Consider the following 19,907-nt stretch of genomic DNA (forward strand, 5'->3'; position numbering starts at 1 on the left):
CATGAGCTACCAGGTCGCCCTGAGCTTCGAGGACGGCATCACCCGGTTCGTCACCTGCGGACCGGACGAAACCGTCGCCGACGCCTCGTACAAGGCACGCATCAACATCCCCCTCGACTGCCGCGACGGCGCCTGCGGCACCTGCAAGTCCCTCTGTGAGAGCGGCAGTTACGACGGCGGCGACTATATCGAGGAGGCGCTGACCGACGAGGAGGCCGCGCAGGGGTACGCACTGCCCTGCCAGATGACCCCGCAGAGCGACCTGGTGCTCCGCATCCCCACCACCTCCGACGCCGCGAAGACGGCGGCCGCCACGCACGGCGCGACCCTGGTCGCACTGGAGAAGCTGTCGGAGTCCACCGTCGCCTTCACGCTCGAACTCGACGACCGCGGCGCGCTGGCCTTCCTTCCCGGCCAGTACGTCAACGTCGCCGTGCCCGGCACGGACGTCACCCGGTCGTACTCCTTCAGCAACGGCCCCGCCGAGGGCCTGGTCTCCTTCCTCGTCCGCCTCACCGAGGACGGCGCGATGTCGAGCTATCTGCGCGACCGTGCCGAGCTCGGCGACCGGATCGACTTCACCGGCCCGATGGGCAGCTTCTATCTGCGCGAACTCACCCGTCCCGCGCTGCTGTTGGCGGGCGGCACCGGACTCGCCCCGCTGCTGTCGATGCTGGAGAAGCTGACCACGCAGCCGCCAGGGCACCCCGTCCACCTCGTGTACGGCGTCTCGTCCGAGCGGGACCTGGTCCGCCTGGAGACCCTTGCCGACTACGCAGCGGTGATCCCCGGATTCACCTACGACACCTGCGTCAAGGAGTACGTGACCGAGCGGCTGGAGCCGAAGCACCTCCACGACGGTGACGTGGACGTGTACGTCTGCGGGCCGCCGCCCATGGTCGAAGGCGTACGCGACCACTTGCGGCGACAGGGCGTCACACCCGCCCACTTCCACAACGAGAAGTTCGCCCCCACCGGAGCCACCGAACTCGCGGGCGCCGCCCGATGACCCACTTCCCCGGCCGGTTCGCCGGCAAGAAGGCCGTGGTCACCGGCGCGGCACAGGGCATCGGCGAGTGCGTCGCCCGGCGGCTGGCCGCGGAGGGCGCCGACGTCGCGCTCGTGGACCGCTCGGAGCTGGTGCACGAGGTGGCCGCCGAGCTGACCGCCGCGGGCGCCACCGCCTACGCCGTCACCGCCGACCTGGAGAAGTACGAGGAGGCCTCGCGCGCCACCGAGGCGGCCCGCGAACGCCTCGGCCGGATCGACGTCCTGGTTAACAACGTCGGCGGCACCATCTGGGCCAAGCCCTACGAGCACTACACGCCCGAGCAGATCCATGCCGAGGTGCAGCGCTCGCTCTTCCCCACGCTGTGGACCTGCCACGCGGCGCTCCCGCATCTGATCGCGCAGCGCTCCGGCACGATCGTGAACGTCTCCTCGGTGGCCACCCGCGGCGTCAACCGCGTCCCGTACGCCGCGGCCAAGGGCGGCGTCAACGGCATCACCTCCGCACTGGCGCTGGAGGCGGCCCCGTACGGCATCCGCGTCGTCGCCACCGCGCCCGGCGGCACCGACGCCCCGCCCCGCAGGGTCGCCCGCGGACCCGCCGCGGCGGACGGGCAAGAGCGCGCCTGGTACCAGCAGATCGTCGACCAGACTGTGGAGTCCTCGCTGCTCAAGCGGTACGGGAAGCTGGACGAGCAGGCCGCCGCGATCTGTTTCCTGGCCTCCGACGAGGCGTCCTACATCACCGCTTCGGTGCTGCCCGTGGCCGGTGGTGACCAGGGGTGAGCGGCCCGCGCGAGCGGCCGCCCGTGCACCGCTAATGTGAACACGATGGACGATCACGAGGGCGCGAGCCCCCTTCCGGACGGCGCCCCCGAGACGGTCCGGCGGGGCCCCGCGGGCCGGCAGGCCGAGCTGGCGGCGCTGGACCGCCTGCTGGCCGCCGCCCGCGCCGGACACCCCTCGATCGTCCTGGTCGAGGGCGCGTCCGGCATGGGCAAGACCGCGCTGGTCGAGCACTTCCTGGCCGAACACAGCTTGAATGGAGATGGCGAGGCCGGACCGGGACCGCTGCGCGTGCACCGCGCGAGCGGCGTGCGCTGGGAGAACGAGCTGGACCTCGGCGTCGCCGACCAACTCGCCAAGGCCGCGGGCGCGGCGCTCGCACCGGACGACGACGCGGCCACGAAGCCACCGGACCCGCTCGCCGCCGGCCGCCGGCTGCACGAGATCTGGAGCGCGCACGCCGAGGACACCACCACCGTCGTCGTCATCGACGACGCGCACTGGGCCGACGCCGCCTCGCTGCGCGCCGTCGCCTCCGCAGTGCGCCGGATGTCCACCGAAAAAGCACTGGTCGTACTGGTCGCGGCCGACGACCGGCTGGACCGGCTGCCGGTCGACGTGCTGGACTTCCTCGCCGCCTACCGGGACGGCGCGCTGCGCCTGGGCCCGCTCACCCCGGAGGACGTCCAGCAGCTCGCCTGGAGCGCGGCCCGCGTCGACCTCTCGCTCCCCGCCGCGCGCATCCTCTGCCGCCACACCCGCGGCAACCCCCTCTACCTCACCGACCTGCTGCACGAGGTGCCGGCCGGCATCTGGCGCGACTGGCAGCCCGCGCTGCCCGCGCCCCGGCGGTACGCCTCGGCCGTGCACCGCCGGCTCGACGCCTGCGGCCCGCAGGCCCGCACCCTGATCGAGGCGTGCGCGGCGCTCGGCGAGTCGGTGCCGTTCGCCGAGGCCGCCGAGCTGTCCGGCGTCGCCGAGCCGCTCGCCGCCGTCGACGAAGCCTGCCGGGCCGGGCTGCTGACCAGGACCGACGGCCCCGGTCTGACCCTGCTCACCTTCCCGCACCCGCTCGTACGGGCCGCCGTGCACGGCGCGCTCGGCCTGGTCGAACGCGGCGACCTGCACCGCCGGGCCGCGGAGATCGTCGAGGACCACGGCCGCCGCCTGATGCACCGCGTCGCCGCCACCCCCGCCGCCGACGCCGAGCTCGCCGACGACCTGGACCGCTTCGCCGCCGACCGGGCGGCCGAGGGCGCCTGGTCCCAGGTGGCGGGCGCGCTGGTCGCCGCGAGCCGGCTCAGCCCGGCCCGCGCGACCCGCAGGGACCGGCTGCTGCGCGCCGTGGACGCGCTGGTCGGCGCGGGGGACCGGCCGCAGGCCGAGACCTTCGCCGCCGAGCTGGAGAGCTTCCCGCCCGGCGCGCTGCGCGACTCCGTCCTCGGCTACCTCGCGATCACCCGCGGCCGCCCCGAGGAGGCCGAGGTACGGCTCACCCAGGCGTGGGAGCGCTGCGACCCGGTCCGCCGCCCCGAGCTGGCCGCCGCGATCTGCCACCGCTGGGTACTGCACTCCCTCGGCCGCTGCCGCGCCGCCGACCTCGTCCACTGGGCACGCAAGGCCGTCGACCTGGTCGGCCCGATGGAGCCCTCGGCGGTGGAGTCGGAGGCCATCCTCGGGCTCGGGCTCGCCGCCATGGGCCGCGCCGAGGAGGCCGCGCACGCCTACGACGACGTACTGGCCCGGATCTCCAGCGGCGCCCAGTCGCAGCGGGTGCAGATGGGGCGCGGCTGGATGGACCTGGCGATGGACGAGCCGGAGGCCGCGCGGCGCGAGCTGGAGGGCGCCGTGCCGACCGGCTTCCGGATGGGCTCCACCCGCATCTCGCTCTGGGCGCAGGCATGGCTGGCCCGCACCCAGTTCGCGCTGGGCGCCTGGCAGGACGCGGTGCGCACCGTCGACCGGGCAGCGGCCCAGCTCACCGAGGTACGGATGGAGCTGCTGCGGCCGCTCGTGCACTGGACGGGGGCGCAGATCCACGCGCTGCGCGGCGACTGGCCGACCGCCTACCACCACGCCCGGCAGGCGTCCGCCGACATGCAGCACTACGAGGCGATGGTGGTGCCCGCCTCCCTGGCCCGCGCCCAGGTCGCCGAGGCCCGCGGCCAGTACGAACGCGTCACCGCCGCACTGGAGCCGGTACTGCGGCTGCGGCAGCGCGAGGGCATCGACGAGCCCGGCTTCTGGCCCTGGCAGGACGTCTACGCCAACGCCCTGGTGATGACCAACCGGGTCCCCGAGGCCGACGCCTTCCTGCGGCCCTTCGAGGAGCTGGCCGCCGACCGCGGCCACCGCTCCACGATGGCCAGGCTCGGCTACGTACGCGGCCGGATCGCCGGCACCGAGGGGGACCTGGACGCGGCGCGCGCCCACTTCGAAGGCGCGCTGGCCCACCTGGAGCATCTGCCGCTGCCGTACGACCGGGCGCGGGTGAGCTACGCGTACGGGCAGACGCTGCGCCGGGCGGGCAAGCGCCGGGAGGCGGACGCGCTGCTGCAGAACGCCCGGGACGCGTACGTCCTGCTGGGCGCGCGCACGTATGTCGAGCGCTGCGAGCGGGAGCTGCAGGCGGGCGGGCTGAACGCGCGGCGCGGCGCCGAGGAGTTCTCGCGGCTCACCGCGCAGGAACGGGCGGTCGCCCGGCTGGTCGCGCGGGGGATGAGCAATCAGCAGGCCGCGGCGGAGCTGTTCCTGTCCGTGAAGACCGTGCAGTACCACCTCACGCATGTGTACGCGAAGGTCGGGGTGCGGTCGCGGGGGGAGCTGGCGGCGGTGTTCCACGATTCGTGACCCGCACGGTATTCGTACAAAAATTCGAACAGGGCGTACGCTGGCCCCATGGCCACCACCCACCTCCAGAGTTCCCTCTTCGCAGGGACCGACGAGATCGGCCTGCGCCCCCTGGACGGGCTCGCACGCACGGTCCTCGGGCTCGGCGCCTGGATCGACGTGCTGCCGGGCTGGCTGACCGGCGCCGACGAGGTGTTCGAAAAGCTGGCCGGGCAGGTCCCCTGGCACGCCGAGCGGCGCCAGATGTACGAGCGCGTCGTCGACGTGCCCCGGCTGCTGTGCCACTACGGCGAGGACGAGGAGCTGCCGCACCCGGTGCTCGCCGAGGCCCGGGACGCGCTCAGCGCGCACTACGCCGCCGAGCTCGGCGAGCCGTTCCGCACGGCCGGGCTGTGCTATTACCGCGACGGCGAGGACAGCGTCGCCTGGCACGGCGACCGCATCGGCCGCGGCCGCAGCCAGGACACCATGGTCGCGATCCTCTCCGTCGGCGAGCCCAGGGCGCTGGTCCTGCGGCCCCGGGACGGCGGCGGGGCGACTGTCCGCCGCCCCCTCGGGCACGGCGACCTGATCGTCATGGGCGGCTCCTGCCAGCGCACATGGGACCACGCCATCCCCAAGACGGCCCGCCCGGTCGGCCCCCGCATCAGCGTCCAGTTCCGCCCCCGCGGCGTGCGCTGAGGGCCCCGCCCACATGCCCATGCCGCGTCTTGTGGTCCCGCCCCACATCGGTATGGAACCGCGCGCTGCTTAGGGTGACGCCCATGAGCGCCACCTCCACACCAGGTACCGACGTCGCAGGGCCCGACCTCGGGGGCCGCACCGCACTCGTCACCGGCGCGGCCAGTGGCATCGGCGCCGCCTGCGCGCTGCGGCTGGCCACGGCCGGCGCCACCGTCCGCGCGGTCGACCGGGACGGCGACGGGCTCGCCCGCCTCGCCGACCGGGCGAAGGGCCTGCCCGGCGCCCTGCAGTCGATCACCCTCGACCTCACCGACCTGGACGCCGCCGAGGAGACCGCGGCCGGCGCCGACATCCTCGTCAACAACGCGGGGATCCAGCTCGTCCGCCCCATCGAGGAATTCCCGCCCGACGTCTTCGCGACCGTACTGAAGGTCATGCTGGAGGCGCCCTTCCGCCTCGTGCGCGGCGCGCTGCCGCACATGTACGCGCAGGGCTGGGGCCGCATCGTCAACATCTCCTCCGTGCACGGCCTGCGCGCCTCGCCCTACAAGTCCGCCTACGTCGCCGCCAAGCACGGCCTGGAGGGCCTCTCCAAGGTCGCGGCCCTGGAGGGCGCCGAGCACGGCGTCACCTCCAACTGCGTCAACCCCGGCTACGTCCGCACCCCGCTGGTCGAGAAGCAGCTCGCCGACCAGGCCGAGGCGCACGGCATCCCCGCCGAGCGGGTGCTCACCGAGGTCCTGCTCGCCGATACCGCCGTGAAGCGGCTGGTCGAGCCGGCCGAGGTCGCCGACGCCGTCGCGTACCTCTGCAGTCCCCAGGCGTCGTTCATCACCGGCACCTCGCTGGCCATGGACGGCGGATGGACGGCGCACTGACCTCGGGCGGCCCGGCGGCCGGTGGCGGGGGAGCGGTCCCGGCCCGGCGCGGCCCCGCCGCCGGCGCCGGGGAGCGGGCCGCGAGCCCCGCGGCTGGCGCGCCACACCGTACCGGCGGTATCCCTGGGTCCATGCCACCCCAGCAGCCCGCCCGGGCTTCCGCCGAACCGGCCGAGACCCCCTTCCTCGACCTGCTCGCCACCGGCGCGCCCGCCGAGGACTTCGAACGCGCCGTGCTGCGGGCCCGGGCCGACGGCGCCTCCCCCGAGCGGCTGGCGGCCCTGGAGCACGCCAAGCTGCTGGCGCTGCGCGTCCGTACGGAGCTGGAGGGCCGGCGGCGCCGCGAGGCCGAGCTGTCCGCGCTGTACGAGACCGCGCACGACCTGGCCGGACTCCGGGACCTGGACGCCGTGCTGCGGGCCATCGTCCAGCGGGCCCGCTCCCTGCTCGGCACCGAGACCGCGTACATGACCCTCAACGACCCGGTCGCGGGCGACACCTACATGCGGGTCACCGACGGCTCGGTCTCAGCACGCTTCCAGCAGCTGCGGCTGGGCATGGGGGAGGGGCTGGGCGGCCTGGTCGCGCAGACCGCCCGCCCCTACGTCACCGACAGCTACTTCGACGACCCGCGCTTCCAGCACACCCGCACGATCGACACCGGCGTACGGGACGAGGGGCTGGTCGCGATCCTCGGCGTGCCGCTGAAGCTCGGCAGCGGCGTCATCGGCGTGCTCTTCGCCGCCGACCGCCGGGTCCGCGTCTTCGACCACGCCGAGATCGCCCTGCTCTCCGCGCACGCCGCACACGCGGCCGTCGCCATCGACACCGCCCACCTCCTCGCCGAGACCCGCAAGGCGATGACCGAGCTGGAGGCCGCGAACGAGATCATCCGCGACCGCAGCGGCGTCATCGAGCGCGCCTCCGACGTCCACGACCGGCTCGCCGAGCTGGTGCTGCGCGGTGGCGGCGTACAGGACGTGGCCGCGGCCGTCGCCGAAGTACTCGACGGCACCGTGGAGTTCACCGACGCCGAGCGGGTGCCGGCCGAGGCCCTGGACCGCTCCCGCGCCGACGGCCACGCCGTGCGCGACGGCGACGACTGGGTGGCCGCCGTCCGCTCCGGCAGCGAGGTACTGGGCGCGCTCGTGCTGCGCGGCCACCCCCGCCTGGACCCCGTCGACCAGCGCACCCTGGAACGCGCCGCCATGGTCACCTCCCTGCTGCTGCTCGCCCGCCGTACCGCGGGCGAGGCCGAGCAGCGAGTACGCGGCGAACTGCTCGACGACCTGCTGGACGCCCCCGACCGCGACCCGCGGCTGCTGCGCGAGCGCGCCGCGCGGGTCGCCGCCGACCTGGACGCGCCGCACGTCGTGCTCGCCGCCCGCATCGAGGACCCGGCCGCCGAGGACCCGGCACCGGCGGACGGCGCCGTTGCCGCCGCGGGCCCCGAAGGCGCCGGCGCCACCGCCCGGCAGCGTCTGTGGTCGGCCGCCTCCCACCTCGCCGCGACCCGGCACGGCCTGGCCGCCGCCCGGGACGCGGGCGTGGTCCTGCTGCTGCCGCTGGGCCGGGGCGGCGGGGGCGACCACGACGGCGGTGGCGACCCCGGCGAGGCCGCCCGGCGCGCCGCCCGCCAGCTCGGCGCCGCCGTCCACGCGCCGGTCACCGTCGGCGCCTCCGCGCCCGTACCGGCCCCGGCGGCGGCGCCCACCACCGTCGCCGCCGCCTACGCGCAGGCCCGCCGCTGCCGGGAGGCGCTGCGGGTGCTCGGCCGCGCCGGACAGGGCGCCGCCGCCGAGGACTTCGGCTTCCTCGGCCTGCTGCTGGCCGACGGCCGGGACGTGGACGGGTTCGTCCGGCGCACGCTCGGCGAGGTCGCCGACTACGACGCGCGCCGCGGCACGGACCTGCTGCGCACGCTGCACGCGTACTTCGACAGCGGCATGAGCCCGGCCCGTACGAAGGACGCCCTCCACGTACACGTCAACACCGTCGCCCAGCGCCTCGACCGCATCGGCCGGCTCCTCGGCCCCGACTGGCAGTCGCCGTCTCGCGCGTTGGAGCTTCAACTTGCGCTGCGCTTGCATCAGTTGTCGTCGGCGCTCGGCGATTAGGACTCCTGGCAGGGCCCCTCCCTCTCCCCAGCCACTGGGAGAGCTTCCCACCGGTGGCAAGGCCCCTCCCCCACCTCCACCACACACACCGTGAAGGTACCGCGCCCCCCTGACAGCCGGCCCGTTATCCACAGCCGGGAGGCCGGTACAGCCACCGCCCCCCGGCCGGCCCCTAGCCGGGAGGCCGGTACAGCCACCGCCCCCCGGCTCGGCCCCTCAGCCCCTCCCCGCCTCCGCCGCCCGTACGCCCTCACCGGCCGCCCCGGCCTCCGGCTCGATCGCCGCCAGGTCCCGGTGGCGGGTCTCCTTGGCCGCGTACAGCGCGATCAGTGTCAGCACCGCCGCGCCCATGACGTACAGCGAGATCGGCGTGGAGCTGCCGTAGTCCGCCAGCAGCGCGGTGGCGATCAGCGGCGCGGGCGCGCCGGCCGCGACCGAGGAGAACTGGGCGCCGATCGATGCGCCCGAGTACCGCATCCGCGTCGCGAACATCTCCGCGAAGAAGGCCGCCTGCGGCGCGTACATTGCCCCGTGGAAGACCAGCCCGACGGTCACCGCGAGCAGCAGCAGCCCGAAGTTCCGGCTGTCGACGAGGGCGAAGAAGGGGAACGCCCAGGCCGCCACGCCCAGCGCCCCGATGAGGTACACCGGGCGCCGCCCCACCCGGTCCGAGAGCGCGCCCCACGCCGGGATCACCGCGAAGTGCAGCACGGAGGCGAGCAGTACGGCGTTGAGCGCGGTCTGCTGGGACAGCCCGGAGTGGGTCGTGGCGTAGACCAGGACGAACGCCGTGATCACGTAGTACGAGATGTTCTCGGCCATCCGCGCGCCCATCGCGATCAGCACGTCCCGCCAGTGGTGCCGCAGGACGGCGATGATCGGCAGCTTCTCGGCCGCCCGCTCCTCGCCCTTCCGCGCCGCCGCCTGCGCCAGCGCCGCCTTGAACACCGGCGACTCGTCCACCGACAACCGGATCCACAGCCCGAGCACGACCAGCACGCCCGACAGCAGGAACGGCACCCGCCAGCCCCACGACACGAAGGCCGCGTCCGACAGCAGCGCGGTCAGCGCCGCCAGCACCCCGGTCGCCAGCAGCTGCCCGGCCGGCGCGCCGGTCTGCGGCCAGGACGCCCAGAAGCCGCGCCGCCGCGCGTCCCCATGCTCGCTCACCAGCAGCACGGCGCCACCCCACTCGCCGCCCAGCGCGAAGCCCTGGACCAGTCTCAGCAGCGTCAGCAGCAGCGGCGCCGCCGAGCCGACCGTGGCGTGCGTGGGCAGCAGCCCGATCGCGAACGTCGCCCCGCCCATCATCAGCAGGCTCAGCACCAGCAGCTTCTTGCGGCCGAGCTTGTCGCCGTAGTGCCCAAAGACCAGCGCGCCGATGGGCCGCGCGGCGAACCCGACCGCGTACGTCAGGAACGACAGCAGCGTCCCCACCAGCGGATCCGAGTCCGGGAAGAACAGCTTGTTGAAGACCAGCGCGGCGGCCGACCCGTAAAGAAAGAAGTCGTACCACTCGACGGTGGTGCCGATCAGGCTGGCGGCGACGATGCGCCGCAGGCCGGCGGGGGTGGGTGGAACGTGCGCTGTGGCGGACATGGTCTCACTCCGGACCGGGAAGGGGGATGGAAGAGGGGACGGGAAAGGGCGGTGCGATGTCGCCACACGGTAGGAAGCCCTGCCCACGCCGCGTATGTGGCCGCGCCCCACACTTCCCGGCCGGGGTGTGCGGCCCGCGGCCATGCCGGGGAGGGGGCGGCCTGCGGCCGTGCCGGGCAGCACGCCCGGGAACGCGGGGTGTTCGCCCCCGTACCGCTGGGCGAGTGACAATGCGAGAGACACCCGCCCCTTCCGGTCGCACACGCGATGCCGCGGGGTGAGCCTGGAAGGGGACGGTATCCGCGTACGGCTCGAACAGGAAGGTTGCACAGTGGACAGCGCGCACCAGGAGACGCAGGCGGAACACGCGGCAGAGGTCACGGTCGAATGCAGCGGATGCAGGCCGGAGGACGCAGCGGCCATCTTCGGCGCGCTGCGGACGTCCTTCGCGTCCGACCGCGAGGCCGACGACGTGCCCCACGAGACGACCGGGGCGGGACCGAGCGTGTGGACCGCGACCTTCGAGGTGAAGCAGCCCCGCGACATGCCGGGTCCCACCCAGCTCTCCGCCCCCTGCTCCATCTCGCTGCAGGGCGGCTACCAGGCGGTGGACGAGCTGCGGAAGGCTCTGCTGCCCGCCTTCGTCGTGTCGGTCGCAGGCACGGCGGCGGGCGACCAGGAGGAGGAGGTCACGCTGCGCCTGGAGAGTCGCTGAAGCCGTGACCGGCGGCGGGGCGCGCGGCCGGTGCTCAGTGGCGGCGGCCTTCGGGGCGGCGGCCTCAGGGGCGGCGGGCGAAGAAGTTCATCGCCGTCAGCGTCATCACGGGCTCGCCCCGCTGGTTGAGCACCTCGATCCCCGTACGTACGATGCCCCGGTCCGGCTTGGACCGGGACACCCGCGCGTCCAGGATCGTCGTACGGATCGACAACGCGTCCCCCGGCCGCACCGGCCGCACCCACCGCAGCTCGTCCACGCCGGGCGACGCCAGGCTCGCCACCTTGCTCACGAAGTGATCGGCGTAAAGCCGCATCATCACCGCACTCGTGTGCCAGCCGCTCGCGATCAGGCCCTTGAACGGCCCGTCCGCCGCCGCCTCCGGATCCGTATGAAAGCTCTGCGGATCGAACCGCCGCGCGAAGTCGAGGATCTCCTCCTCATCGAGCGTGATGCTCCCGTACGTGTACACCGCCCCCGGAACGTAGTCCTCGAAGTACCGCTCGCCGGTCGGCGCCGAGAAGTCCGCCCCACCAGTCACCGTCGTCGTCATGCGAGCACGGTATGACGCTACTGACCGTCGTGTCAGGAGAGCGTGACAGGGAGCCGCGTGACGGGGAGCCGCTCGGCGCCGGGTGATCCGGCCGCGTACACCACCGGGCCGGTGCCGCACCTCTCGGCGCCGCACCGGCCGGGCTCGGCGAGTGTCGGGGTCGCTCACTCCTTGCGGTAGGAGTACGCCTCTCCGGCGGCCGCGGCTACCGCGTCCAGGTCCGCGCCGGCCGACGCGGTGACCACGGCGGCCACCGCGCCCTCCACGAACGGCGCGTCCACCAGGCGCGCGCCTTCAGGCAGTTCGTCACCCTCGGCGAGCAGCGCCTTGACCGTCAGGACGGCGCTGCCCAGGTCCACCAGGACCGCCACGCCCGCGCCGCGGTCGACCGTGCGGGCCGCCTCGGTGATCAGCTCGGCGCTGGTCCCGAGGCCGCCGTCGGGCGTGCCGCCCGCCGCCGCGACCGGCGCCTTCGCGCCGCCGCCCGCCAGCCCCACGGCCAGCTCGGCGACCGACTCGGCCACCGGTCCGCTGTGCGAGACCAGCACGATGCCGACCAGTGCGTCAGCGCCGCCGCCGGCCGCCGCGCTCACGCCGTCACCTCCGCGAGCGCCGCGAACAACAACGCGGCGGACGTCGCCCCCGGGTCCTGGTGGCCGATGCTGCGCTCGCCCAGGTAGCTGGCCCGGCCCTTGCGTGCCTGCAGCGGCGTGGTGTCCACCGCGCCCTTCTCGGCGGCCTCCGCGGCGGCCGCGAACGACGTGCCCAGCGCCTCGACCGCCGGGTACAACGCGTCCAGCATCGTCTTGTCGCCCACCGCAGAGCCGCCCAGCTGGGCCACCGCGTCGATCCCGCCGCGCAGCGCCGCCCGCAGCTCCTCGGCGGTCACGCCGGGCGCGTCGCCCAGCGTCTTGCCCGTACGGCGCAGCAGCGTCCCGTACAGCGGCCCCGAGGCGCCGCCCACGGTCGAGATCAACTGCCGCCCCGCCGTGGTCAGTACGGCGCCGGGCGTCACCGGCGGTTCCGCTTCCAACGCCTTGGCGACGGCGGTGAAGCCGCGCTGCAGATTGCTGCCGTGGTCGGCGTCGCCGATGGGGGAGTCCAGCTCGGTGAGGCGCTCGGCCTCCCGGTCCACCAGGGCGGCGGTAGCCTGCATCCAGCGGACGAAGAACGCGGCGTCAAGGGCCGTTTCGGTCACGTGCTGCTCCTGAGATCGCGATACGAGTACGGGTGTGGGTACGAGCACGGGTGTGGGTACGAGTACGAGTGCGGGGGGAGTACGGGGACAGGTACGGGTACGGGGACGGGTACGAAGTACGGGAAGTCGTCGGTCGTCCGAGCGTCATCGATACGGGCAGGTCAGCGCCCCCACCGTAGCCCGGGCGTCTGCACCGGCGCGTCCCACAGGCGCAGCACCTCCTCGTCCGCCTGACACAGCGTCACCGAGGCGCCCGCCATGTCCAGCGACGTGACGTAGTTGCCGACGAGCGTACGGGCCACCGGCACGCCGCGCTCGCCGAGCACCCGGTGCACCTCCGCGTTGAACCCGTACAGCTCCAGCAGCGGCGTCGCGCCCATCCCGTTGACCAGCGCCAGCACCGGTCCGGCCGGCCGCCAGTCGTCCAGGATCGCGCCCACCGCCGCGTCGGCGATCTCCCCCGAGGTCATCATCGGCCGCCGCTCCCGCCCCGGCTCGCCGTGGATCCCGATCCCCAACTCCAGCTCGCCCGCGGGCAGATCGAACGTCGGGCTGCCCTTCGACGGCGTCGTACAGGCGCTCAACGCGACCCCGAAACTCCGCGAGGTCTCCACCACCTGACGGGCGATCGCCTCGACCCGCTCCAGCGGCTGCCCCTCCTCGGCCGCCGCACCGGCCACCTTCTCCACGAACAGCGTCGCCCCCGTCCCGCGCCGCCCCGCCGTGAACGTCGAGTCCGTCACCGCCACGTCGTCGTTGACCAGCACGCTGGCGACCTGCACGCCCTCGTCCTCCGCCAGCTCCGCCGCCATCTGGAAATTGAGCACATCACCGGTGTAGTTCTTCACGATGAACAGCACGCCCCGGCCGCTGTCCACGGCCGCCGCGGCCCGCACCATCTGATCCGGTACGGGCGAGGTGAACACCTCACCCGGACACGCCGCATCCAGCATCCCGGGCCCGACGAACCCCCCGTGCAGCGGCTCGTGCCCGCTCCCGCCGCCGGACACCAGCGCGACCTTCCCCGCCACCGGCGCGTCCCGCCGCACGACCACCCGCCCCTCGACATCCACCACCAGCTCCGGATGCGCCGCCCCCATCCCCCGCAAAGCGTCCGCAACCACACTCTCCGGCACATTCATCAACATCTTCACGGGTACCTCCTGGTGAGACTGACAACCTGGCCTCTGGGCAGTGTTTCCGCAGGTCGCGGTAGGTATGCCCAGCTCTCGATCTTGGCGGTCCATGTCGCTCCGAAGCGGCTCCCGGCGGGTCTGACGCTGACTCGTCGCTGACTTCCCTGACGCCTCGACAGCGGCAATCGAGACCCTGCTTCACCTCCTCCTGGAACCGTCCAGCCTCAGTATCGGGCCCAAGGCGGCCGAGGTCACGGATCACGCAGGAGGGTGGCTTCCATGGTGCGGCCGCCGCGGTAAGGCCGGCGTTTTGGCACTGTCGTGCGGGGTGGAGGACCTCTGCATGCAGACGCCGCATGCGACAGGGGTCATGTCCAAGGCAGCACAGCCCTCTGTGACCCCGCGTCCATCCAGGCCTTGCGGATGCGTGGAGGGGCTGCCTCGACCCCCGTCAGGCGCTGGCCGGTCGCGGTGTCACTGACACCGGCGGCGGTGACCAGGCGCGGGCACGGTCATGTGGCATGGGTCGACGGTCAGGGCCTGGCGGGGTGGTGCGTCGAGGCGGGGGAGTCGCGGTGCCCATGTGGTGATGTGCAGTGGGTGGCGGGCGATCCGGCCGGTGAGCCGAGAAGTGAAGTGCAGTAGTCGACCGTCGCGTTGACCGAAAGCTGGTCCGAGGGCGGGTAGCGTCGGCAGGCGGGGGCCGCGAGGCCCGAAGCGCAGGCCGGCGATGGGGCCGTCGTCGTCGGAGACCAGGAGTGAGTGCCGGCTCCACGCGAAGTGCGCCAATTCCTTTGACACGCCCCAGATCTGTCGCCCACCGGACAGGGAGGCGGGAGTGTCGACCCAGATGTGATGGGTGAACAGCCCCGCCCTGACACCGGAGCGGGCTGGACTGGCGAGGGCGAATTCGTCGTAGCGAAGGGTGCCATGACGGTAGCGAATCAGCAGCATCACCAGCCGCTGTGGGCTGCCGAGAGGGCGTAGGGCGGGCGGCAGGGGAAGGGGGCGGCACGTCGTGAGTAAGGCTGCCCACAGGGTGCCGGTCGACCGCCACGGCGGGGGCGGGAAGGGTGTGTCCACAGCGGTCATGCGCGTTTCTTCGCGGGCGAGTGGTCGCCGGGGTGGTGAGCGTAGTCGCGTCTGCTGGGGCCGGAGGCGGCAGCGAAGCGGCGGAAGAGTCCGGGGGCCAGGGCGTAGAGCCGGTACAGGAGCGGTAGGTAGGGGGGAATGTCGACAGCTGGGCGATGGTGCTCGATGGCGCGGAGGACGGCCTGGGCCACCTGTTCGGGCCGGGTGGCGGGAAGCCAGTCCGTGGCGCGCGGCATCCGGCTGGAGGGCACATGGCGGCGGAAGAAGTCTGTACCGGCCACGGCTCCCGGGCGTACCAGGGTTACGTGGACGGGGGAGTCGGCGCGGTGGAGTTCGGCGCGAAGGATGTCGGTGTAGGCGGCGATGGCGGCCTTGGAGGCGGCATACGCGGCTGAGGGGCCCGGCACGAGGAGCGTGCCGGCCGCGGAGCCCATGTTGATGATGTGACCGCTGCCCCCGGCCTGCATCAGCGGCAGGACGGTACGGATGGCGTGCGCGGTGGCGTGGATGCCGACATACAGAGTTCGTTCGGTATCCGTGGCCGACATCTCCGTCACGTCGGTCCAGCGGACGAACGCGGCGTTGTTGACCAGTACATCGACCCGTCCGGCAGCGGTGTACGTGTCCGTGATCCAGCGTTCCAAAGAGTGCCGTTCGGCGACATCGAGCTGATGAAAGACGCAAGCGTCCTTCGGTGCCTGCGCCGCCGCAGTGCGCAGGTTCTTGAGGGAGCTGTCGCAGATATGGACCAAAGCGCCCGCGTTGGCGAGCGCCTTGCTGATCTCCCAGCCGATCCCGCCGGCCCCACCGGTCACCAGGCAGACCCGACCTCGTACGTCCTTCGTGGTCCCCGTTCGCATCAAGTACCTCCCAATCCACGTGCTGCGTTGTGGGTTGCTCCGCTCGGTAGGCAGCGCGTCCGGAAGCCGGGTTGCTCCAAGCAGCGAGGGCTTGGCTGCTGTCAGAGGTGGTTCCACCACCAGGAGATGCTGGGGTAGGGCAGCGGACTGCTGTCGGTGGTGGAGGGGGCCGAGGGCCAGGGAAATTCCTCCGGTGAGATGCTGAGCCGGTAGCGCGGGGTTTCCATGGCCCATTCGAGGTGTCCGCGTGTGACCCGGGCGATCTGATCGAGCACGCCGCTCAGAGCCGGGCCGGCCGTCTGCTTCAGCCTCTCGTGCAGACGAAGAAACAGAAGCAGGGTGCGGTCCCGGATGGTGACGGCCTCGGCAACCGCTTCCTCCAGCGAGACCCCACGGTTGTCCCGAATCACCGTGACCAGGTTGACCTTGCCGGGCTCGTCGAGCTCCTTGCGGTAGGAGTACAGATCATTGTCCAAGATCACGCTCGTGGCGGCGGAGTCCAGCGCGGCCTGGACGGCAGGAGCACAGAACTCATCGTCCGGCACGACCTCCTGTCGGCCGATCTCCATCATCACCCAGATGTGGCGGACGGCCCCGTCCTCCATGCGCATCGCCAGGTACTGGTCCTCGCTCGGCGGGGTCTCGCATTGCCCGGAGGCCAGCATGCGCAGCGCGCCGAGGTAGTAGTGGCGCAGCTCGTGCACGAGCCGGTTGTAGTGGGTGGGATGGCAACGGGCCCGCAGCTGCTCGGCGAGGCCGCACGCCGCGTCGATGAACACCTCCTCATCCCCGGCCAGTTCACGGTTCGGGAGCCGGTAGCCGGGGGCGGTGAAGGCTCGAAGGTACCGGCCCGCCACCTCGGCGGCCCGTCCCGCATCCGGCTGGGCCTCGAGGACATCATCACTCGTCAGGATCCACACCCCGAAGCACGCGATGATGCGGAAGAGTTCCTCATCCTCGGCGCCATTGAGGCAGAAGCCCGCCGAGCGGTGCCCTCGAAGTTCCAGCGCCCGGTTACGCAAGTGGGGCCGTCGGCCCAGCTCGGTGGAGTCCAGCCACTCCAGCACATGCTGCTCGGCGCGGTCCGTGAAGGAACTGACCGCTTTCGGCAGCGGACAGTAGAGGGGTGGCAGGGCGAAGTCGTTCACGGTCTGCGGCATGGGCGCCTCCTTGAAGCAGGCTGCGGGCTGGAGATGGTCAAGAGCCGGGGCCTGGGCGGCATTTGGCTTTCCGGTGCCTCTTTCGCTCGTGCGCAGAACCACCTCCGTCGACAGCGGGCAGCGGGCAGCGGGCAGCGGTCAGGGCAACCAACGTGACAGCCCACAGAACCCGAACGGAACGGACCGCCGGCATTCTGCTCCCGCCCCGCAGCGCCCACACGTCCGGCTTGTCAAACCCACACGAACCAGTGGATCGGTGGCACTTGGGCCGCAACCGCGCGCACAATGCGGGACGGCGTGCGCAGGCGAACACGGCGGTACGGGCGCACTCAGGTTCTCCTGGGCAGTCTCATTTCCGACGCCCCGCCAAGCAGGCTCAGCAGTGCGCGTGGGAAAAGTGCGCGCGGACGCCGCGAACCCCGGATGAATATGTGGAAAGCGTGTTGGGGGCTGCGCCAGTATCTGCCAAGCGTCGAGCCTCTGGCGGTGAGGCGGAGATCGTGCGCCGCGGAGCGGGCGACACCTCGTGCTTCGCGTAGCGACTCCACACCGTTCGTGACGTTGCGCTGTTGATCCACTACGGTGGGTGCCTGTACGTGGAAGTGACCGTTACGCATCCGGCCTTCCCGCCGTCCGGCGGAGGGCCGAGGGGAGACACCAATGCAGACTCGTACCGCTGTCATCGCGATGGCTCTCACGGCGGCCGGCGTTCTCGGAGCCGGCGGTTCCGCCTTCGCCACCGGCCCCGCGAGCGCCCCTCCGACCTTCCAGCAGATCGACACGGACGGGAGCGGCACCGTCAGCGAGCCGGAACTGCTCGTGGCGGGGAAGCGGGAGGGGGTCTCCGAGTCCAACATCCGCAAGGCCTTCAGTCAGGTGGACCGCAACTCGGACGGTCAGATCTCCAAGGAAGAGTTCGTCCAGGGGTCCCGGAAGCAGTAGCAGTCGGAAGGGTTGGCGGTCCTCGTGAGCGGCCGCGGATGTCGCGAGCGCCCCACGGCGAGGCGCCGCAAAGCGTGGGCGTCGGGCCGTCCCCGGCGTCGCTGATTGATTCATCAGCTTGTACGACTCGGACGCGATGAACAGCAGCACGGACACCCCGGACTGCGACGAGTTCACCTTCAACGCGTCGTACAACAGCGGCGGGATGCCAAGGACCGGAGTGGGACTGTTGGGAGACCGTCGAGCACCTCAGCGACGACCTGTTCACCTACGCCACCCAACTCGCGCCCGGGGTACCGCCGTTGTGGGATTGGGTTCCGTTCCTGTGCGAAAGTCGACGGCCCGGTGGCCCAGTGGGTGGCCCGGTGAACACCGTGCACGCGGACCGAGCGACAGGGCCCGCCGGGCTGTTGCAGGTGCTCGCCACGGGGCGCGCCGACCTGCCTGGGCGCCCTCGTCTCGCCACATGGCGTTGGGACGGGACGCCCCAGTCGTAGGGCTGTAAGGCGGGGTGTTCCGACACCCGACCGGGCCGAGGGGCAGGCCGCTGGCGCTGACCAGCACGCAAGCCACAAGCCATAGGCCGTAGTTATGGCCTCATAGGGACGGAGAGCCTACCGAACCGGGAAACACGGGGCCACGGTGGAATTATGACGACAGGGAGCAGTGCAAACAGCGCAGCACGTGGGATCGTCAAACCGACCTCGGCCGAGGACATGGAGGACACCGGTACCGGTCTTGACTTCGGCACCAGGGCGGACCGCATGCCGGGCCACCTCACTCCGAACGACCGCTTCTTCGTCCGCAGTCACGCCCCCACTCCTCGGATCGACGCCGCTGAGTGGTCGCTTCGGATCGAGGGCGACGCTGTACGGTCGCCCGTCACTTACACCTACGACGACCTGTGGCGCGCGTTTCCACTGGTCTCCCTCACCCGCACGATCGAGTGTGCGGGCAACCGCCGGGTGCTGTTCGGTCGGCAGTACGGTCAGCACATCCCCGGCACGCCGTGGGGTCGCGGCGCCGTCAGCACGGCCGAGTGGACCGGCGTGCGACTGCGCGACCTGCTCGAACCGGCGGGCCTCAGCCCGGACGCACACGACGTCATGCCCGAAGCGCTGGACGAGGCCCGCGCCCATCGGCCGATGCCCCTGGCCAAGGCGATGGCCGACGACACCCTGCTCGCCCTCGCCATGAACGGTGAGACGCTGCCGCCCGATCACGGTTACCCGGCCCGGGTCGTGGTGTCCGGCTGGCTCGGTGCGGCCAGCATCAAGTGGGTCGGCAGGATCGAGGTGTCGCGACAGCCACTCCAGGTGCCCTGGGACACGGAGGACTACGTGCTCATTGGCCCCGAACACCCGGGGAACGGCGCCGCGTTGGGCACGCCGATCAACGAACTGCCGGTGACCAGCCTGGTGGAACTGGACTGGCCCGCCCGCCTGAAGCCGCGGCCGCAGATCATCCGAGGGCGAGCGTTCGCCGGAGAACACCGGATCGCGACAGTCGAGTACCGCATCGACCGAGGCCCTTGGCGCGCGGCCCAGCTCACCGGCCCCCAGGAGGCAGGCGCCTGGACACGCTGGCAGTTCGCCTGGAACCCCGATCCCGGCAACCACACCCTCGCCGTACGCGCCACCGACGACCGGGGCCGCACTCAGCCGGACCTTGTCCCGTGGAACCAGTTGGGATATCTGTACAACCAGGTCCTCGACCATCCCGTACACGTGGCGGCCGGCGCTGGCTGTTGAGCAGCGCTGACGACACTCCGGGAATGGCCCCCTACCGGGATACGTGTCACCGCTCGGCGCGTGCGCCCGTTCGTGGCCACCGAGGCCGGTAGGCCGTGGCCAGTACGGAGACGGTGACCCGGTCGGGCAGGAGGTTGTCATCGTGCAGGTCCGTACGGTTGAGGTGGCGTGCGCTTGGCGTCATGCCCACCAAGTCGATGGCCTGACACCTGGTCAGGGACGTGGCGTACTCGATCTGCTCGGTGCCGGTGGCCGCGAAGAAGGGGGTCAGGGCCTGGTGCAGGCGCTGTTCCTTGGCCGGGTCGATCGTGATCACGGCGGGCAGTTGGTCACGCAGCTCGGCCAGGTGCCGCCCGGTAGGACGCACCACGACCAACCGTCCGGTCGGACGCAACACCCGGTGAAACTCAGCTGGGTTGCGCGGGGCGAACACGTCCAGCACGACGTCGGCCGCTCCGTCGGCCAGTGGGAAGGGACGAAAGACGTCCCAGGTCGCCGCGGGGGGGGGGGGGGGGGGGGGGGGGGGAGAAAGGAAGGGGGGGGGAGAAGGGGGGAAGGACAAAGAACAAGGGGGGAGG

17 protein-coding genes and 1 pseudogene are annotated in these 19,907 nt (G+C 72.3%); 9 read left to right on the forward strand and 9 right to left on the reverse strand.

Annotated elements, in window-relative coordinates; genetic code table 11:
* The first annotated feature begins 1 nt into the window (after position 1).
* The 6 genes from benC (at position 2) to ACZ4MH_RS24305 (ending at position 8,323) form a co-directional block, all read left to right on the forward strand.
* A complete protein-coding gene (gene benC / locus ACZ4MH_RS24280) occupies positions 2–1,009 on the forward strand; it encodes a benzoate 1,2-dioxygenase electron transfer component BenC (protein ID WP_351600126.1) in 1,008 nt (335 codons plus the stop codon).
* A complete protein-coding gene (locus ACZ4MH_RS24285; RefSeq protein WP_351600124.1) occupies positions 1,006–1,794 on the forward strand; it encodes a 1,6-dihydroxycyclohexa-2,4-diene-1-carboxylate dehydrogenase in 789 nt (262 codons plus the stop codon). Before benC ends, ACZ4MH_RS24285 begins: the two co-directional genes overlap by 4 nt.
* Positions 1,795–1,839: 45 nt before the next feature.
* Positions 1,840–4,644 (forward strand): helix-turn-helix transcriptional regulator, encoded by a 2,805-nt coding sequence (locus tag ACZ4MH_RS24290; RefSeq protein WP_351600123.1) that lies wholly within the window; start codon positions 1,840–1,842, stop codon positions 4,642–4,644.
* Between the two features lie 48 nt (positions 4,645–4,692).
* Positions 4,693–5,325, forward strand: a complete 633-nt coding sequence (locus ACZ4MH_RS24295; protein WP_351600121.1) for an alpha-ketoglutarate-dependent dioxygenase AlkB — start codon at positions 4,693–4,695, stop codon at positions 5,323–5,325.
* A gap of 83 nt (positions 5,326–5,408) precedes the next feature.
* A complete protein-coding gene (locus tag ACZ4MH_RS24300) occupies positions 5,409–6,206 on the forward strand; it encodes a 3-hydroxybutyrate dehydrogenase (protein WP_351600119.1) in 798 nt (265 codons plus the stop codon).
* Positions 6,207–6,337: 131 nt separating this feature from the next.
* The gene (locus ACZ4MH_RS24305) at positions 6,338–8,323 is read left to right on the forward strand and encodes a helix-turn-helix domain-containing protein (RefSeq protein WP_467754679.1); all 1,986 of its coding nucleotides are present in this window, start codon (positions 6,338–6,340) and stop codon (positions 8,321–8,323) included.
* Between the two features lie 216 nt (positions 8,324–8,539).
* Here ACZ4MH_RS24305 and ACZ4MH_RS24310 read toward each other — a convergent pair whose 3' ends face one another.
* A complete protein-coding gene (locus ACZ4MH_RS24310; protein WP_351602097.1) occupies positions 8,540–9,922 on the reverse strand; it encodes an MFS transporter in 1,383 nt (460 codons plus the stop codon).
* Between the two features lie 331 nt (positions 9,923–10,253).
* On the opposite strand from ACZ4MH_RS24310, the gene ACZ4MH_RS24315 reads away from it, so the two are divergent.
* Positions 10,254–10,637, forward strand: a complete 384-nt coding sequence (locus ACZ4MH_RS24315) for a hypothetical protein (protein WP_351602094.1) — start codon at positions 10,254–10,256, stop codon at positions 10,635–10,637.
* A gap of 64 nt (positions 10,638–10,701) precedes the next feature.
* On the opposite strand, the gene ACZ4MH_RS24320 is transcribed toward ACZ4MH_RS24315, so the two are convergent.
* From ACZ4MH_RS24320 to ACZ4MH_RS24350, 7 genes are all read right to left on the reverse strand, one after another.
* Complete coding sequence (locus ACZ4MH_RS24320; RefSeq protein WP_351602091.1) at positions 10,702–11,190, reverse strand: MaoC family dehydratase; 489 nt, start codon at positions 11,188–11,190, stop codon at positions 10,702–10,704.
* A gap of 164 nt (positions 11,191–11,354) precedes the next feature.
* Positions 11,355–11,783, reverse strand: a complete 429-nt coding sequence (locus ACZ4MH_RS24325; RefSeq protein WP_467754680.1) for a PTS-dependent dihydroxyacetone kinase phosphotransferase subunit DhaM — start codon at positions 11,781–11,783, stop codon at positions 11,355–11,357.
* Entirely contained in the window at positions 11,780–12,346 is a 567-nt protein-coding gene (gene dhaL, locus ACZ4MH_RS24330) for a dihydroxyacetone kinase subunit DhaL (RefSeq protein ID WP_351590797.1), read from the reverse strand. The genes ACZ4MH_RS24325 and dhaL overlap by 4 nt, the downstream gene beginning before the upstream one ends.
* A 203-nt stretch (positions 12,347–12,549) precedes the next feature.
* Positions 12,550–13,542, reverse strand: coding sequence for a dihydroxyacetone kinase subunit DhaK (dhaK, locus tag ACZ4MH_RS24335; RefSeq protein WP_467754681.1), 993 nt, complete (start codon positions 13,540–13,542; stop codon positions 12,550–12,552).
* 456 nt (positions 13,543–13,998) lie between these two features.
* The gene (locus ACZ4MH_RS24340) at positions 13,999–14,616 is read right to left on the reverse strand and encodes an acetoacetate decarboxylase family protein (protein ID WP_351590638.1); all 618 of its coding nucleotides are present in this window, start codon (positions 14,614–14,616) and stop codon (positions 13,999–14,001) included.
* Positions 14,613–15,476 (reverse strand): SDR family NAD(P)-dependent oxidoreductase, encoded by an 864-nt coding sequence (locus tag ACZ4MH_RS24345; RefSeq protein ID WP_351590641.1) that lies wholly within the window; start codon positions 15,474–15,476, stop codon positions 14,613–14,615. The genes ACZ4MH_RS24340 and ACZ4MH_RS24345 overlap by 4 nt, the downstream gene beginning before the upstream one ends.
* A 101-nt stretch (positions 15,477–15,577) precedes the next feature.
* The gene (locus ACZ4MH_RS24350) at positions 15,578–16,636 is read right to left on the reverse strand and encodes a terpene synthase family protein (RefSeq protein WP_351590644.1); all 1,059 of its coding nucleotides are present in this window, start codon (positions 16,634–16,636) and stop codon (positions 15,578–15,580) included.
* 660 nt (positions 16,637–17,296) lie between these two features.
* Between ACZ4MH_RS24350 and ACZ4MH_RS24355 the strand changes: the two genes are divergently transcribed.
* On the forward strand, positions 17,297–17,578 hold the full coding sequence (locus tag ACZ4MH_RS24355) for an EF-hand domain-containing protein (protein ID WP_351590647.1): 282 nt from the start codon (positions 17,297–17,299) through the stop codon (positions 17,576–17,578).
* Between the two features lie 716 nt (positions 17,579–18,294).
* The gene (locus tag ACZ4MH_RS24360) at positions 18,295–19,329 is read left to right on the forward strand and encodes a sulfite oxidase (RefSeq protein ID WP_351590650.1); all 1,035 of its coding nucleotides are present in this window, start codon (positions 18,295–18,297) and stop codon (positions 19,327–19,329) included.
* A gap of 46 nt (positions 19,330–19,375) precedes the next feature.
* Here ACZ4MH_RS24360 and ACZ4MH_RS24365 read toward each other — a convergent pair.
* Positions 19,376–19,828, reverse strand: a pseudogene (locus ACZ4MH_RS24365) (methyltransferase type 11); the annotation flags it as partial.
* Positions 19,829–19,907 lie beyond the last annotated feature (79 nt).

The organism is Streptomyces sp. NPDC026301 (assembly GCF_055567935.1).